This is a genomic window from Marinobacter qingdaonensis (assembly GCF_034555935.1).
In the GTDB taxonomy this organism is placed as follows: domain Bacteria; phylum Pseudomonadota; class Gammaproteobacteria; order Pseudomonadales; family Oleiphilaceae; genus Marinobacter; species Marinobacter qingdaonensis.
The window spans coordinates 101,332-117,249 of the sequence record NZ_JAYDCJ010000003.1; the positions used below are offsets into that span (position 1 = coordinate 101,332).

Annotated in this window: 13 protein-coding genes; 3 read left to right on the forward strand and 10 right to left on the reverse strand. The window is 65.4% G+C overall.

The genetic code is table 11. The features are described 5' to 3' along the window. Positions 1-47: 47 nt before the first annotated feature. Positions 48-728, forward strand: a complete 681-nt coding sequence (locus U5822_RS03760; protein WP_322854289.1) for a GntR family transcriptional regulator — start codon at positions 48-50, stop codon at positions 726-728. A 5-nt stretch (positions 729-733) separates the two neighbouring features. On the opposite strand, the gene U5822_RS03765 is transcribed toward U5822_RS03760, so the two are convergent. Then, positions 734-2,938 (reverse strand): patatin-like phospholipase family protein, encoded by a 2,205-nt coding sequence (locus tag U5822_RS03765; protein ID WP_322856878.1) that lies wholly within the window; start codon positions 2,936-2,938, stop codon positions 734-736. Positions 2,939-2,978: 40 nt separating this feature from the next. Further along, positions 2,979-3,593 carry a hypothetical protein gene (locus tag U5822_RS03770; RefSeq protein WP_322854290.1) on the reverse strand — a complete coding sequence of 205 codons (615 nt, stop codon included), beginning with the start codon at positions 3,591-3,593 and terminating at the stop codon, positions 2,979-2,981. Between the two features lie 213 nt (positions 3,594-3,806). On the opposite strand from U5822_RS03770, the gene U5822_RS03775 reads away from it, so the two are divergent. Next, a complete protein-coding gene (locus U5822_RS03775; RefSeq protein ID WP_425258723.1) occupies positions 3,807-4,172 on the forward strand; it encodes a hypothetical protein in 366 nt (121 codons plus the stop codon). Positions 4,173-4,179: 7 nt separating this feature from the next. Here U5822_RS03775 and U5822_RS03780 read toward each other — a convergent pair whose 3' ends face one another. After that, positions 4,180-6,945 (reverse strand): ATP-binding protein, encoded by a 2,766-nt coding sequence (locus U5822_RS03780; protein ID WP_322854291.1) that lies wholly within the window; start codon positions 6,943-6,945, stop codon positions 4,180-4,182. A gap of 96 nt (positions 6,946-7,041) precedes the next feature. Between U5822_RS03780 and U5822_RS03785 the strand changes: the two genes are divergently transcribed. Further along, positions 7,042-7,275 carry a DUF2789 domain-containing protein gene (locus U5822_RS03785; protein WP_322854292.1) on the forward strand — a complete coding sequence of 78 codons (234 nt, stop codon included), beginning with the start codon at positions 7,042-7,044 and terminating at the stop codon, positions 7,273-7,275. Here U5822_RS03785 and U5822_RS03790 read toward each other — a convergent pair. The 7 genes from U5822_RS03790 to U5822_RS03820 all read right to left on the reverse strand — a co-directional run bounded on the left by U5822_RS03790 (position 7,269) and on the right by U5822_RS03820 (position 15,834). Next, the gene (locus U5822_RS03790; RefSeq protein WP_322854293.1) at positions 7,269-8,720 is read right to left on the reverse strand and encodes a diguanylate cyclase; all 1,452 of its coding nucleotides are present in this window, start codon (positions 8,718-8,720) and stop codon (positions 7,269-7,271) included. The genes U5822_RS03785 and U5822_RS03790 overlap by 7 nt on opposite strands. 63 nt (positions 8,721-8,783) lie before the next feature. Next, positions 8,784-9,749, reverse strand: coding sequence for a tyrosine recombinase XerC (xerC, locus tag U5822_RS03795; RefSeq protein WP_322854294.1), 966 nt, complete (start codon positions 9,747-9,749; stop codon positions 8,784-8,786). A 6-nt stretch (positions 9,750-9,755) separates the two neighbouring features. Next, the gene (locus U5822_RS03800; RefSeq protein WP_322854295.1) at positions 9,756-10,502 is read right to left on the reverse strand and encodes a DUF484 family protein; all 747 of its coding nucleotides are present in this window, start codon (positions 10,500-10,502) and stop codon (positions 9,756-9,758) included. A gap of 16 nt (positions 10,503-10,518) precedes the next feature. After that, positions 10,519-11,430: a diaminopimelate epimerase gene (gene dapF / locus U5822_RS03805; protein WP_322854296.1), complete on the reverse strand. Its 912-nt coding sequence runs from the start codon at positions 11,428-11,430 to the stop codon at positions 10,519-10,521. A 14-nt stretch (positions 11,431-11,444) separates the two neighbouring features. After that, on the reverse strand, positions 11,445-12,695 hold the full coding sequence (gene lysA / locus U5822_RS03810; RefSeq protein ID WP_322854297.1) for a diaminopimelate decarboxylase: 1,251 nt from the start codon (positions 12,693-12,695) through the stop codon (positions 11,445-11,447). A 39-nt stretch (positions 12,696-12,734) separates the two neighbouring features. Beyond that, positions 12,735-12,911, reverse strand: a complete 177-nt coding sequence (gene lptM / locus U5822_RS03815) for an LPS translocon maturation chaperone LptM (RefSeq protein WP_322854298.1) — start codon at positions 12,909-12,911, stop codon at positions 12,735-12,737. A 64-nt stretch (positions 12,912-12,975) separates the two neighbouring features. Further along, positions 12,976-15,834 (reverse strand): class I adenylate cyclase, encoded by a 2,859-nt coding sequence (locus U5822_RS03820; protein ID WP_322854299.1) that lies wholly within the window; start codon positions 15,832-15,834, stop codon positions 12,976-12,978. Positions 15,835-15,918 lie beyond the last annotated feature (84 nt).

Below are 15,918 nucleotides of genomic sequence, written 5' to 3' on the forward strand. Positions count from 1 at the left end.
GACTATGCGGACTCGTCCCAGCCAGCATGCCGTAGCGACCTGACACCATGAACGCCTTCCGTCCCAGAGAGACCCTGACCGAGCAGGTCGCCCGCCACATCGAAAACCTGATTGCCTTTGGCCAGCTGGGCTCCGGTGAGCGCATCTACGAGGGCGCCATGGCCAAGCAGATGGACGTCAGTCACGGCTCCATCCGGGAGGGGCTGTTGCTGCTGGAGAAACGGCATCTGGTCAGGAACGTGCCGCGCAAGGGCGCGTTCGTCACGCCGCTGGACGAATTCTTCGTGCGCAGCCTGTACGAGACCCTGGAACTGTACCTCACCCACACCGGCCGCAAACTGGTGCGCCAGTGGCAGCCCGCGGACATGGAACGGCTGGAGTCGCTGTACGCGCAGATGGCAGCCAGCTTTGGCAAGGGCGACCTGATGGCGTTCCTGGAGCTGGGCATCGAGTACACCAAGGCCTCCCTGGTCTACGCCGACAACTACTTCATCGTCGCCGCCATCGACGACCTCTGGCCGTCCGCCAAGCGCTGTGCCTTTGTCGCGTTCCAGCAGGGCGGCAGCCACGTGATCGAAGACAACCTGGCGCACATGCAGCAGTCGATCCAGGCCATCAAGGACCGGGACGAGGCCCGGCTGACCGAGATCCTGCACCGCTACGCCATGCAGCAGTGCCAGCAGGTGCTCGAGGCCATCGCCAGCGCCAACCGGCGCGATTCCCAGTAGCGATCTCAGTCGTAGAACAGCTGGGTAAACGAGAACCCGATGTTCAGGTAGGCGGTCCAGTCGTCGCGGTTGTTGTAGGCGGTGGCCAGCTGGATCGGGCCGAGAAAGGTGTCGACGCCGGCAAACAGACTCCAGGACCGGACCGTGCTGTTCCAGTCGGCGTCGTCGAAGGATTCCCAGGCGTTGCCGGCCTCGAAGCCGATGCCGGCGAACCAGGGCACGATCGGCCCACCGAAGGCCTGGCTCGCGTAGAGTGACCCCAGCAGCGCGTTGTCGCCGGTGATCTGGCCCGGGGCGTAGGCGGACAGCCGCCGGAAGCCACCCAGCCGAACGGCATTCTCGATGCCCGGCTCACCGCCAGTCACCGCCTCGCCGAACAGCAATCCGGTCAGGTTGAACCCCCGCCAGCTGTCCGTGCCCAGCACCATCCCGGTCACCGATTCGAAGTGCCGGTCCGAGCCCAGGCCCTTGCGCTCGAACTGCCCGCGCAGGCCGGCGAAAGCGCCATGGCGGGGGAAGAAGGCGTCGTCGAGGGAATCGTGGACCAGTTGCAGGCGCAGGCCGCCCTGGTGCACCGAATCTTCGCGGACCAGCGGCTGTCCTACCTGTTCATCGATGGTGGCGTAGCCACGCACGTATTCCAGCCGTACCTCGGCGTTGCCGCCCAATTCCATGCCCAGGCCCAGGTCCACTTCCCGATAGGTGACATCGACCTCCGCCACCGGGCTGGTGCCGCCGTCGAAGATCCCGAGGGTGTCGCGACTGTACTCGCCGCCGACCACCAGAAAACGCTGGTAGCCGTAATCCAGGGGCTGGTACCACTGGGTCCGTAGCCAGGGATCGGTGCCGAGCTGAACCCCGGTCTGCCATTCGGCGCCAAAGTCATTGAGTTCGGTCATGCGGAGCGACGAGGCCAGGTTGAACAGGTTTTCACCGTCGAAGTTGTCCTCGTAGCTGAGCCCGAAGGAGAGGTAATTCGGCCCCCAGCTTTTTTGCTGGACCCGGATGGTCAGTACCGTCCCGTCCGGGCTGGGCGCCAGGGAATAGGACACGGTTTCGTAGTAGCCGAGGCCGTAGATGCGCTTGAGGTCGGCCTCCAGCACCTCGACATCCAGGGGCTCGCCCTCCTTTTGCTGGATCCGCTCCCGCAGGAAGTCGTCGCTGAGTGCCCGACCATGCTCGATCTCGATCCTCGCAATGGGACCTGCGCGGTAGCCCCGAGACGCCATCTGCGCCTTGTAACCGGTCCATTCGGTGCGGGACACGGTCAGCGGCCGCAGCTCCACCGCGTGTTCCCGGGCGCTGGTCGCGCCCAGCTCGAACAGCATGGTGGCGTTGTAGAAATCCGCCGAACCGAACTCCTCGAGATCGGGCTGAATCAGGATGTCCTGCTCGGTCAGCAGCGCCAACTGCTCGTCGGTGTTGCGGCGGGTCATCATGGTGGTGAGCTGGCCCACCACGGAAAAAGCCTCGCTCAGCTCCTCCCGGTCCAGCAGCGGATCGGTAATGTCGACAGCAATGATGACGTCCGCCCCCATGTCCCGAGCGACACTCACCGGCAGGTTATTGGCGACGCCGCCGTCCACCAGCAGGCGGCCGTTACGCTGGACCGGGGCATAGACCCCGGGGATGCTCATGCTGGCGCGAATCGCTTCGGCGAGGTTGCCCTGCCCCATGACCACCTGCTCACCGGTTTCCAGATCGGTCGCCACCGCCCGGAACGGAATGGCCAGGCGATCAAAGTCCTCCACCAGGGCGGCGCTGCGGGTCAGTTCATTGAGGATAAAGCCGAGATTCTGGCCGGCGATGATGCCGCCGCCCACGTGCAGCCCGTCCGCCCGCAGCCCGATGCCCGGGGTGATCGGGAAGCGCACTTCCTCCCGTTTGCGCCGCACCGGCTTGAACACCCGGCCGGGGTCATCCTGGAAGCTGGACAGCCAGTCCATCTCGATGAACCGGCGTTCCATGTCGGCCACCGGCATGCCCGAGGCGTAGAGGGCGCCAACCGCGGACCCGGCGCTGGTGCCCACCACCAGGTCCACCAGGATGTTCATTTCCTCCAGTACCCGCAACACACCGACGTGGGCCATGCCCTTGGCACCGCCGCCACTGAGCACCAGCCCGACCGTGGGCCGGTCGCCGGCCACCAGCGGACCGGCCAGCACCAGGGCAACGGCCAGGGCCAGAACCCGAACCAGGCCGGCAGGCATGGCACGGGGGCGAACGAACTTACCTGACGCCACCACGAACTCAGGCTTTGTTCTTGGGGTCGTCGTCGGCCAGCGACAGATGGGACACATCCGGCACCACCGGGGGCGGCACCTCCCTTTGCACGCCCAGGTCCGAGCCCGCAGGCGCCAGGGTCCAGTCGTCCAGGTGCTGGAACATCGGCAGCTCAACCTCGGTATGTTCCACCAGGGTGACACCCACCGGATCCAGGCTCAGGGCGGAGCCCGTCAGTATGTCATCGACCTTGTCTCCGGCCACGTTCGGGCGGTCACCGGGCTCGGTGCCCGGCACCTTGCCCGGCCCTTGCGCGGGTCTTTGGCCGCTGGCTGGCGCCGATGGGGCCGCCTGCGCACGGGGCTCTGAAGCGGCCGGCCGGGGCGCGGAGGCCGGTGCCGGTTGCGCCGGGGCGGTTCCGGGCATGGGTTGCACGTGGGCAATCATGCCGTGTTTCTGCAGCACCGCCCGGTATTTCTCGGCCTGCACCTCTTCCAGCTTGTTGCGGATGACCACCGGCTGCCCGCTGAACATGCGATCGACCTGCTCCACGCTGGCCTTGAACAGGGTGCGGGCGTTCGTCCGGGCCGTCTCCATGTCGGTACCGGGAGCGCATTCTCCCTTAAAGACGAGCTGAAACATGGGAAATCCTCTTTATCACTGTTGTAAAGACAGAATAGTTGATAGCTTAGCCGCCGCCTGCTCCGGGGCCCGCGCCGGCGTCATCAAACTGAAAAAAATTGAAAAATTCATGTATTGGATCACGCAAAACCTGTTCGACTCTGCAATAATCACCTGTAACGAAACTTTACACTTGGTAACACGGACGCAGAGTGGGTGCCGGGAGTGACCGTCATGAAGAACCTTGCCTCATTTCCGATCGCTTGCCTCGGCCTGCTGCTGCCGGCTCTGTCAGCCCAGGCGGAAAATCTGGACGTGCTAATGAGCCAGGTCTTCCCCCAGGAACAGGCCACCTACATCGGCTACGAAAGCGTTGAGCGAGACGACATTCCCGCATCCTCGGCGATCGAGCGCAAGTACCTGATCGTCGATTTCCGGTTCGAGGCCACCCAGCCCCCGGTCGAGCAACTGCAGGCGAGCGTGCACAAAGTGTGCATGACCCTGCTGAAAGACCGCGACCTGATCCGTCAGCTGTCCGACTCCGGCTACGACATGGTGTCGGTGGCGTTTGACCGCCGTTCCCAGTTCGACTGCCTGTAACCCGGGGTTAACGCCCCAACAGTTTCGGGAAAGCGTCGAGTGCGCTGTTGACCGAGTCCAGGTTGAACGCCTCCACATCCGCCAGCAGCTTTTCCCCATAGTGGGTCACTGACCGGGACCGGAAGCGCTGGCCCCAGGCCTGGACCCGCCGGGCAAAGTCCTTCATCTGCTCGGGGTCGCCACTTTCCCGGACGGTCTGCCACTCGTCGCCAAAATCCGCCGCCAGTTGCTCCCGCAGCCAGCCCCGCTCCTGAATGCTCAGGGTCTGGGCCAGCAAGCGCTCCGACTCCTTGGGCGCGCCTTCCTCCTCGGCCACATCGCCGGTGGCCTCCACCTCCGGCAGCACCACGGTAAACACCGAACCGACACCCGGCTCGCTGTCCACCTCCAGGTCGCCACCCATCATCCGCGCCAGTTTGCGGCTGATGGCGAGCCCCAGGCCGGTTCCGCCGTAGCGCCGGGTGTTCTGCCCCTCCTGCTGCTCGAAGGCATCGAAAATGCGCTCCCGCTGGTCGGCCGGAATCCCGATCCCGGTGTCCTTGACCGTGACCACCAGCCGGTAGTGTTGGCGCTCACCGGTGTCGGACTTCTTGCCGTCTGGCTTGAGCAACGTCGCCGTAGCCCGGACGGTCACCCCACCCTCGTGGGTGAACTTGATGGCGTTGCCCACCAGGTTGAACAGCACCTGGCGCAGGCGAGTCTCGTCCAGCATCATGGCCGCCGGCATCTTGGAATCGACACTCACCTCCAGGGAGATGCCCTGCTCCCGGGCTCGCAGGTCGAAAATGTGGCGGACATCGCCGAGCAGCCGACGCATGGACACCGCGGAATAATCCAGCCGCATCTTACCGGCCTCGATGCGGGACAGGTCCAGGATGTCGTTGATCAGCATCAGCAGGCTTCGGCTGCCAGCGCGGATGGCTTCCAGGTAGGTGCGCTGCTGGGGATCGGTGACCGTGTTGTTGAGCAGGTCGCTGTAGCCGATGACCGCGTTCATCGGGGTCCGGATCTCGTGGGACATGTTGGCCAGGAATTCACTCTTGGCCAGACTCGCGGTTTCAGCCTCCCGGGCCAGGCGTTCGGCTTCGAGCTTGGCCGCGCGTAGCTCGTCTTCGCTACGGCGCAGAGCGTTTTCCGAGCGGATCCGTTCGTCCACTTCCCGGGACAGCTTACGGTTCCAGTACAGGAAGATCAGCACCACCAGCACGGCGATCAGCACCACCCGACGGACCACGGTGTAGTCGGTCTCCTGCTCGATGTCGAGGTGGATCCAGCGGTTGTAGATGGCTTCGGTTTCGGTCACATCCAGGCTGTTGAGCACCTGGTTCAGGATCCGGTGCAGCTCCGGGTTGTCCTTGCTGACCGCCAGGCGAAGGTCGTACTCATAGGGCGTGATGCTGGTGATCCGCAGATTGGACAGGCCGAGCCGGGCCACCGTGTAACTGACCGCCGGAATGTGGGTCACCATGACCTCGAGGTCGCCATTGGACAGGGCCAGCAGGCCTTCTTCCACCGTATCCATCGGGTAGATGTCGAGGTTCGGGTGGTTGATCAGCAGGTAATCGTGGGCGGCGTGCCGGTTCACCACCCCGACGCGCTCGTTCCGCAATTCCCGCAGATCACCAATGAACCGACCGTCATCACGAATGGCCAGGGCGATGGGCACGGTCAGGTAGGCGCGGGTGAACAGGTATTCGGATTCGGTCCTCGGGGTTCGGGACAGGCCCGGCAGGATATCGATCTTGCCGGCCTGAAGCAGCTTCTCGGCAGCCATGCGACCAGACACTTCGGACCGGCTGAAGCGGGTGTTGAGTTCGGCTTCCAGCCGGGTCATCAGGTCCGGCACCAGGCCGGTGGCGCGACCGTCCTGCTCAAACTCGAACGGTGGCCAGTCGGTGCGAAAGGCGACTCGCAGATTGGGGTGGCGTTTGAGCCACTCCCGGTCCGACGCCGATAACTCCAGCCCGCTACGCTCCAGGGCGGGCACATCGGCCTGCAGCCAGGACTGGCGAATGACCCGATGCTCGGTGTGGCTGATCGAGGCCACCGCCTGGTTCAGCACGTGGTACAGGCGGTCGTTGTCCACGTCCACCTGCAACACCACGTCCACGGTGCTCTGATCCAGCAGGGCCGACAGCCCGATGCCATTGATCATCGCCGACTGCAGGTAATCGGACACCACCGGCACCGGTCCCAGGAACGCGTCCGCCTGGCCTGAGAGTACACTGCTCACGGCCTCGCCGATGCCATCCACCGGCACCGGGGTGAAGCTCTCGACCGGGTCGAGCATCGGGTACTGGTTGACGTCGCCATCGATCAACGCGATGCGCCCGCCTTCCAGGTCGGCCAGACTGCGGATCGCGACGTCGCCGGCACTGACAAACAGGCCGTAGGTCAGGGTCATCAGGGGTTCGCTGTAGCGCTTGCCCGGGGTCACCCGGGCGTCGGGCAGGCGGGTGGTCAGCACCGCATCGGTGGCCGGCTCCTCAGCCTCGTCGTCCAGGATCACCGGCTCGACCGGTACATTGAGCTTGTCCGACAGGCGGGCCAGGTAATCTATGTAGGTACCCGCCAGCGTACCGTCTCCGGTATCGAAAATGAGCGGCACCTGACCGACACGCACCCCGATACGAAAGCCGTCCTGCTCCCCAAGCCAGGCCAGTTCCTGACTGCCCAGCACCGGTGCCGGAGACGGCTGGGGCGGATCAGCGCGCAGTGGGGATTGAAACAGTGCCAGCAGGAAGCATAGTAAAAGAGGAAGGAAGACCTTCACTGGATATCCTCAAGGGGTCCGCTACATTTCAGGGAACAATACCTGCAAACGACTGTGATTTCATGCAGGCGAACGCCAATCGGGAGAAACCTATCCATGGACACCAGCAAGCACACTTTCACGACGCTGTTCGAGCAACTCGGCCTGGCCGCCGACGACCAGAGCATCGAGGATTTTATCACCCGGTACTCACCACTGCCCCGTGAAATCGCGCTTCAGGACGCGCCCTTCTGGTCAGAGAGCCAGTCCCACTTCCTGGAAGAGGGCCTGGAAGAAGACAGTGACTGGGCCGAGATCATCGACGAGCTGGATGCCCGCATGCGTCACTGATCGCATGATTCCGCGTCAACAACGAGCCGGTTGCGGCCGTCGTCTTTCGCCTGGTACAGGGCTCGGTCGGCCCGGTCCATGACCGCCTCCTCGGTATCCCCCGGTCGAAAGGCCGCCAGCCCCGCCGAAAAGGTGATCTGCACCGGCTCGCCACTGAAGTGGAAAGGCAGCTTGCCAATGTGGTGGCGCAGCTTTTCCATCGCCAGTTTGGCGGCATCCGGCGTCGTTTCCGGAAACAACACCATGAACTCCTCGCCGCCGAATCGGGCGATGAAGTCGGTGGCGCGCAGACGTTCCCGGAGCTCCCTGGAAATCAGCTGGAGCACCCGGTCGCCGGCCTTGTGGCCGTACGAATCGTTGATCCGCTTGAAAAAATCGATATCGAGCACGCCGACCGTCAGCGGGCCCTGGTAGCGTTGCCAGCGGTTGAATTCAAAGGCCAGCCGCTCCTGCCAAGCCTCCCGGTTCGGCAACTGGGTCAGAAGGTCGGTCAAGGCCCGTTGCCGTTCGCGCTTCACATCCGACTGCAACTGCTCCGAATGCGCTTCCATGGCGGCGATCTTTTCCTGCATCACCTCAAGCTGCTCGGCTAAGACCTTTTCCCGTTCGCTTTCCTGGTCCCGGAACCGGCCCAGGGCCTGGCCGATCGATAGCAGGTGCTGACTGACCGAGGCCTTGAGCTCGTGCAGGTCTTCACTGTCCCGGACCTGGTTGCCGGCCCGTTCCAGCTCCTCGCGGATTTCCCGGTCCAGGGCCTCGGACGCGCTCAGACGGTCGGCCTGGGCCGAGGACTGTTCGGCAAAGTGCCCGCGCAGCTGCTGCAGGCGCTCGTCGACTCGCTTCAGAAACGCCTCGAACTCTTTCTGGCTGCGGGTAATCGCTGCAATCACCAGCTCGGCGACCTGATTCAGCCCCTCCCGGAGCTCATCCCAGTCGTTGCTGGACAGCAAGGCCTGTTGTAGACGCCGGGCCTGGGCTTCGGCACCGGATTCCAGTGTGACCTGGTTGAGCAACTGGCCCAAGAGCTGGCCAATTCGGCGGGCAATCCGCAACCGGTTGGTGTTGTCAGTGATGTCGCGGGCGTCGCCCGGCACGCCGTTCGCTTCCGGCATGTCATCGGAGAACGCCTGACCCTGGGGCGCCGTTCCAACCACACCGGCACCGCCCACGGCGGCCGGGATACGCTCATCCAGCAGGGCGACCTGCTGGTCGATCTGCTCCTGCAGTGCCCGCCAGGCATCCACGTCGAGTTCTTTGTTGCGCAGGTCCTTGCGCAGCTGGGCCAGCAGTCGATCCAGTTCGGGCGCCTGGCCCTCCGAGGCCAGACTGGTGCGTACCAGCATCCGTTCCAGGCTATTGCGTTCGACCTTCCATTGCTTTTCCCGTCGATCCGCCGATTCCAGCTCCTGAAGGTACTTCTCCTTCCAGGATTGATCCGATGTCATTGAGCGCTCCCGCTGTGTTATTGCTAACCGCCAGTTCCCGCGATTGTTCCTTGTTACCGGCGGTCACTCGCCGGCGCTGTCTTCTGTCCGCTGCCGACCATCATAGCTTCGCCGGCGAGCCCTGGGGTGACTCTGGTCGTAAATCCGGGCCAAATGTTGGAAATCCAGGTGAGTATAGACCTGGGTGGTGGCGATGTCGGCATGCCCCAACAACTCCTGGACCGCCCGCAAATCACCACTGGACTCTAGCATGTGACTGGCGAAGGAGTGCCGCAACAGGTGCGGATGCAGACGTTGGTCCGCCCCTTTGGCCAGGCCCCAGCGATGCAGCCGGGCCTGGATGCTGCGATGGCTGAGTCGATCGCCCCGCTGGCTGACGAAGAGTGCGCGTTCCTGCTCCGGCACCAGGCCAGCGCGCACCGGCAACCAGCCCTCGAGGGCCAGCCGGGCCTTGCGCCCCACCGGCAACACCCGTTCCTTGCCGCCCTTGCCCAGGACCCGCACCTCGGCCCCGCGCAGGTCCACCGCGTCCACATCCAGGCCAGCCAGTTCCGACAACCGCAGCCCGGACGAATACATCAGCTCGAACATACACAGGTCACGTATTTCCAGGGGGTCGTCCGGCGAGGTATCCAACAGGTGGTTGAGCTGGTCGACATCGGCCACCTTGGGCAGACGTCGGCCACTCTTGGGGGCGCGAATGTCCAGGGCGGGGTTATCGGTGGCCAGCCGCTCGCGCAGCAGGAATCGGTAGAATCGGCGGATGGCGGACAGGTGGCGGGCAATGCTGCGGCCGTTCAGGCCGGCCCGACTCAACTCGGCGACGTAGCGCCTGAGGTCGTGACTGGACACCTGCGGCCACTGGCTCGGGTGCCCGGTCTCGGCCAACCAGGCGGCCAGGCGCTGGAGGTCGCGACGGTAGCTGTCGCAGGTTCGGGGCGAGTGGCGCTTTTCCGCGGCCAGGTGCCGGATGAAATCGGCGACCGGGGTCATCAACTCGGTCGTTGCATCCTGCCCGTCCCTGGCCATGGCGACCTAGCGCGACTCGGTCGCGATATCGGTGACCGGGGCCGCCCCGGTGTGGCGCTGCACCATGGGCGGCAGCAGGCGGCTCAGGGTGTCGCTGATGTAGCTGAGAAACAGCGACCCCATGCTCTGGTCAAAGTAGCCGGCCTGGCAGCTGCCGACGGCGAAGACCCCGACCAGATCGTCACTGCGCAGGGGCACCAGCGCCACCGAGGCAATGGGATCTTCGCGATCCGGGAACAGGAAGTCGCGTTCGCTCTCGCGGAACTGGCCGCACACCGCGCGTTCGCCTTCGAGCAGGCTGCCCAGGCGCTCTCGCGCCTCGGCGGGCCGAACCACATGCAGGGCGCCCTGAGAGGTGCCGGGCAGGTCCAGGTCGGTGAACAGGAGGACGGACGCGGCGTCGAGGCCGAAATCACCGCGAATGCTGTCGTCAATGGCGGAGGCCATGTCACTGAGGCTCCGGGCCTCGATCACCTGCATCAGCAGGCGCTTGCTCTTCTCGAACAGGCGGTCGTTCTGGCGCGCAATGGCAACCAGCTCCACCAGCTCCCGGCGCAGGGTATCCCGCTGTTCCCGGAACAGGTGCACCTGGCGCTCGACCAGGGAAATGGCCCGACCACTGTCGTGGGGCAGGGTCAGGCTGCGCAGCAGCTCATCCTGATCCATGAAAAAGTCCGGGTTGTCGCGCAGGTAGTCCGCCACCTGCTCCCGGGTGAGCTCTCCGGCCTTCTGGCGGGCCGTTTGGTCTGTCATCGCGCTCTCCTGACTGTCAGGACCGTCTTATTGGTCTTCTGTTGTTCCGACGACGACCCTGAGTGTCGCCCGGCAGCCGCAACTGGCCCTCAAAGACGCTGGTCGCGGGGCCTTCCATCATAACAGGGGTCCCCTCACCCTGCCATTCGATCACCAGCCGGCCGCCGCGCAGCTCCACCTCCACCCGGTTATCGAGCAAGCCGCGCAGGCACCCGGCGACAACCGCGGCGCAGGCACCGCTGCCGCAGGCCAGGGTTTCGCCGGAACCGCGCTCGAACACCCGCAGCCGGGCGTGACCACGGTCGATGATTTGCAGGAAACCGATGTTGGCCCGGGCCGGAAACCGCGGGTGGCTTTCCAGACGCGGCCCGAGACTGGACACCGGTGCAGTGTCGACGTCGTCGACCAGCAGCACGCCGTGGGGGTTGCCCATGGACACCGCGCTCAGCTCCACGTTGGTGCCATCAATGTCCACGGTGTAGACGGCCTTGCGCCGGTCGGCGGCAAACGGGATGGCCGGCGGATTCAACTCCGGCACGCCCATATTGACCCGGACCATGCCGTCCTTGCCCACGCGCAATTCGATCACGCCCTTGGCGGTCTGGACCCGGATCACCTTCTTGTTGGTCAGCCGCTGTTCGCGCACGAAGCGGGCAAAGCAGCGAGCGCCGTTGCCGCACTGCTCCACTTCCGAGCCGTCCGCGTTGAAGATTCGGTAGCGGAAATCCACGTCCGGCAGGCCCGGGGGCTCGACCACCAGAAGCTGGTCAAACCCGATGCCAAAGTTGCGGTCGGCCAGCTCCCGAATGTGCTCCGGGCGCAGGCGGAACGGCTGGCTGATGGCGTCAACCACCATGAAGTCGTTGCCCAGCCCGTGCATCTTGGTAAACCGGACCATTGGGCCCTGACCGCGACGTTGCTGATTCATTGCCTGGGTCTCGCTCATTCCGGCAGACAGCTCTCGGGGGCCAGCTGGTCCGCCAGGGTTTCCCGACGGCGGACCACGTGCACCTGGTCGCCGTCCACCATCAGCTCAGGCGGGCGATTGCGGCTGTTGTAGTTGGAGCTCATCACGAAGCCGTAGGCACCGGCGGAACGCACCGCCAGCAGGTCGCCGGCCTGCAGCCGGAGTTTGCGGTCCTTGCCGAGGAAGTCCCCGGTCTCGCACACCGGGCCAACCAGATCCCAGGACTTCTCCTCGCCCTGCTGGTGCGGCGCCACCGGCACGATGGCCTGCCAGGCGCTGTACAGGGCCGGACGGATCAGGTCGTTCATGGCGGCGTCGATGATGGCGAAATTGCGGTGCTCGGTGCACTTGAGGAATTCCACACGGGTCACCAGGATGCCGGCGTTGGCGGCGATGGACCGGCCCGGCTCCATGATCAGCTCCAGCTGGCGGTCACCCAGTCGGTCCGACAGCGCGGTGACATAGTCCGACGGCTGGGGCGGTTGTTCCTGATCGTAGGTCACGCCGAGGCCGCCGCCCATGTCCAGATGGCGGATGCTGATGCCTTGGTCGGCCAGGGTGTCGATCAGTGCCAGCACCCGGTCGAGGGCATCGAGGAACGGCGACACCGAGGTCAGCTGGGAGCCGATGTGGCAGTCCACCCCCTGGATATCCAGATTCGGCAGGGTCGAAGCCCGGGCGTAGACCGCCGGCGCCTCGGCGATGTCGATGCCGAACTTGTTCTCCTTCAGACCGGTGGAGATGTAGGGGTGGGTACCGGCGTCCACGTCCGGATTGACCCGCAGCGACACCGGCGCCTTGACCCCCAGCTCGCCGGCCACCGCGTTGAGCCGATCCAGTTCGGTGTCGGACTCCACGTTGAAGCAGCGCACGCCCGCTTCCAGCGCCCGCTTCATCTCCCACTCCTGTTTGCCGACACCGGAGAACACCACCTTGCCGGCATCACCGCCGGCGCGCAGCACCCGTTCCAGCTCGCCTGCGGAGACGATATCAAAACCGGCGCCCAGCCGGGCCAGCACGTTCAGTACCGCCAGATTGCTGTTGGCCTTGACCGCGTAGCACACCAGGTGCGGCCGATCCTTGAGGGCGTCGTCGTAGGCCCGGTAATGGCGCTCCAGGGTCGCCCGGGAGTAGATGTAGGCCGGGGTACCAAAGCGCTCGGCAATGGCCGCAACCGGCACGTCCTCGGCGTGGAGTTCGCCGTTGCGATAGTTGAAGTGGTCCATGTGTATCCTGATTGGTTTGACGGGGCGGGTTCCGGCGCGTCAGTCGCCGGCTTCCTCATCATCGCGCACGTCCCGGCTGCCGGGCTCGGCGGGGGCCGACGCCGCAGTGCCGGGCACCTCGGCCGGCGCCTCCCGGTACAAGGGCCCTTTCTGGCCACAGCCCGACAGGGCCATCAGCAGGACCAGACCGGTGATCGTTAGCTTTACCGCGCGCATTGTGCCACCCCTGAGTTTGTCATGGCGGCAGTATACCTGAGACCCGGCCCGCGCGGCGAGAACACTAGGACTCGCGATGCAGCGCCTGGTTCAGGGCCCGCTCCAGCACCGAGCGATAGTGGAGGTACTGGCTGGTCTGTATGTCCTGCTGGTAGACCTGCGGGTCCAGGTCGTGGGGCAGATGAACGTCGGTGAGGTAGACCGGGTAGCGCTCGGCACTCTGGCGCAGCGACCGGATGTAATGGGCGACCGCGGGAATCAGCTGGTCGCCGTACTCCTGCACGGTGAACTCCTGGTCGCCGCAGAAGATGTCGAAGCGCACCCGGCGGCCGCCCTCCTGCACGCCCACCGCCTGCACTTCCAGTCCCGGCAGCGCCGGGGCTGCGGGCTGATCGGGCCGGGGCTCGGTCAGCCACCGACCGTCCCGGTTGACCACCTCCAGGCAGCGCACCCCGGAGACCAGGTCCGGCAGGTCGCCACGCCGCAGGGTGCGGCGCTCCACCAGATTTTCCAGGAATCGGAGCAAGGGGCTCATCAGGTAGCGTCGATCCACCACCGGCTGTTCCCAGGCCGACAACGAGCCCAGCTCGTCCACCACCCAGAGTCGGGCCCGCTCGCCCCGCAGCTGGTAGAACACCTGAATGCTGTCCGGCTCACTGGCCTGACACACCGCCCGCAACGCTGGATCCTCGGGGATCGCGTAGCGGTCGAACACCACCGGCAGGTAGCGTTCCTGGGGCAAGGCCAGGTGTTCCATCAGTTCGGCCAGACTGTCGAGCACCACAAACCCGGGTTCGGCGCCACTGAACTGCAACAGGAAATAGCGTCGGTCCATCTCGATGACGTAGCGGATCGGATGCGGTCCCTGGCCGCCGGCGAAGAACTGGCGCAGCACGTCGGTGAACAGTTCCTCGACCCGGCGGGCGATGGCGGTGCCGTGCCCCCGGTTGTGGCCGTGCACCTGGATGCCCGGCAGCGCCGCGGGGTTGCCGGCCACGGACGCCAGCACGTTTTTCAGGCACTGCACCAGGGTGTCGCCGGCGGCGTAATGCTGGAGACTGACCTCGTGCCAGCTGTTGAAGGTGATCTGGTCGATGGTCAGCACCAGGTTTTCCCGGCCGCCACTGAAGCCGAGGGAGTCGTGCCGGGCACTGAGTTTGTGCAGGCCTTTGTCGGTCAGACTGGCCTGGGGATCAACCCCGACGTTCACCAGCAGCAAGTGGCGCAGTGGCACCATCGCCCGGGCCAGGGCCCCACGCTCGGCCGGCACCAGCGGAAACGGCAGGAACCCGGTCAGCGCCTCCAGCATCTCCCGCAGCTCGCTGACCGACGCCACGGTGGTGCCGGCCCGGACGTTCAGCCGGGTGGCCCGGGACAACAGGCCGTTGCAGTAACACCAGACCATCAGCTCGGTCAGATTGCCCGAGCGCCGGATGACCGGCTGCCAGAAGGCGTCGGCCGGATCCTCCAGATCCCGGTACAGCAGCCAGCCGTTGCCGTCTCGGCCCTGCTCGGACTGGTGGTGGAAGGCCAGATTTTCTTCTTCCAGGGACGGCGCCAGGTTCGGGTTGATCTGCTCGATCTTGCCGGCCTTGCGCTGGAAGGCCGCGTACAGTTTGCGCCCGAGCAGGTTGATGTCGTTGGCGCTGATGGCCGCCCGGGTGCCGTGTTCCCGGGCCATCCGGGACAGCAGCCGGTAACTGTGGGTCAGCTCGGTGACAATGGTCCGACGCAGGCTGGTGACCTCCTCGGCGCGCCAGCGCTGGCGGTTATCCAGCTCGGCCAGGGTCTGCTCACCCCAGCCCCAGCGGGTCACCAGCTGTTTCAGCAACCGCACCCGCCACTGCTCCGAGGCCGATTCGGCCCGGGTCAGCGGCAACCCCGCCTTCAGGTACAGACTGCGCCGGACCAGATCCAGCCGGGCCGCGGTTTCCGGTGTCGACAGCCAGTCCTCCAGCCGGTTGTACAGCAGCAGGTACGGATCCAGGGCGTCGACGTCGGTCACTCCCCGGTACACCGCCTGCTTGAACACACTGGACAGCAGCGGCTGATCCCCGGTCTGGGCGTAGCACTCGAGCAGCAGCAGTTTGAGGATGGACTTCCAGGGCGCGTCGATGCCCTTGTACAGCTGCCAGACGCCGGCGCCCAGAAACTCCTCCTGCGGGATGGCGGGGACCGGACCGAAATCGATGTACTCGTCACCCCGGACGAAGCGGCATTCCACCAGCTGTCGCCGGCAGTCGTCGTAGCGGCCCTCCTGCTCGGCCGGGACCAGCCACCACATCGGGACCTGGCCCGCCAGGTGGATACCGGTGCGATAGAACTCGTCCAGTAGCAGGTAATGCTGGGCGCTGCCGCAGTTCTCACCGGTCACTTCGGCGCGCTGGCGACCGGCGCGCCAGTCCTCGGCGCAGAACACAAAGACGTGCAGTTCGACCCCCAGGGAAGCCGCCCACTCCGACAGCCGCTCGGCCTTGCGCTCCAGGCTGCGGATACCGCGCTCCGGCAGATCCTGGCGGTGACACAGCCACAGGTCCAGGTCGCTGGCCACCGAATGCCCGAGGGTACCGGGGCTGCCCATCAGGAACAGGGCGTCGAGATCGGGCCGGCGCCGGCCCTCGTCCCGTACGCTGAAGGTTCGGGCCACTCGGCGCGCGGCGTTCAGAGTCGACGGCGCCGGCTGGTAGTGGCACAGGCCATAGGGGCAGTCGGCATCCTGGTACCCGGGCAGGGACGGGTGATTGGTGTGGAACACCAGCGGCAGGACTTCAAGCACGATCTGCTGACGGTAGGTCAGGGCCGAGCGGGCCCGCTCCCAGCGCTGCTGATTGACCGCCAGGAACCGGTCCCTGAGCCGACGCAGGGTCTTGCGGTCAATGCCCTCGTCAAAGTCCAGGGCAATCGGGGCAACGTGGGCGGTCAAGGCGGCTCCGGGGAGAGGTTCATTTCGATGACAGTATCAGTATGATGGACGCATCCTGGCAAAACCGGCAAAAAAATAAAAGCT

Bases quoted from the DNA above. Each gene is read 5' to 3' on its own strand.
- U5822_RS03760 (WP_322854289.1), top strand. From the start codon at position 48: ATGAACGCCTTCCGTCCCAGAGAGACCCTGACCGAGCAGGTCGCCCGC.
- U5822_RS03765 (WP_322856878.1), bottom strand. From the start codon at position 2,938: ATGCCTGCCGGCCTGGTTCGGGTTCTGGCCCTGGCCGTTGCCCTGGTG.
- U5822_RS03770 (WP_322854290.1), bottom strand. From the start codon at position 3,593: ATGTTTCAGCTCGTCTTTAAGGGAGAATGCGCTCCCGGTACCGACATG.
- U5822_RS03775 (WP_425258723.1), top strand. From the start codon at position 3,807: ATGAAGAACCTTGCCTCATTTCCGATCGCTTGCCTCGGCCTGCTGCTG.
- U5822_RS03785 (WP_322854292.1), top strand. From the start codon at position 7,042: ATGGACACCAGCAAGCACACTTTCACGACGCTGTTCGAGCAACTCGGC.
- U5822_RS03790 (WP_322854293.1), bottom strand. From the start codon at position 8,720: ATGACATCGGATCAATCCTGGAAGGAGAAGTACCTTCAGGAGCTGGAA.
- xerC (WP_322854294.1), bottom strand. From the start codon at position 9,749: ATGGCCAGGGACGGGCAGGATGCAACGACCGAGTTGATGACCCCGGTC.
- U5822_RS03800 (WP_322854295.1), bottom strand. From the start codon at position 10,502: ATGACAGACCAAACGGCCCGCCAGAAGGCCGGAGAGCTCACCCGGGAG.
- dapF (WP_322854296.1), bottom strand. From the start codon at position 11,430: ATGAATCAGCAACGTCGCGGTCAGGGCCCAATGGTCCGGTTTACCAAG.
- lysA (WP_322854297.1), bottom strand. From the start codon at position 12,695: ATGGACCACTTCAACTATCGCAACGGCGAACTCCACGCCGAGGACGTG.
- lptM (WP_322854298.1), bottom strand. From the start codon at position 12,911: ATGCGCGCGGTAAAGCTAACGATCACCGGTCTGGTCCTGCTGATGGCC.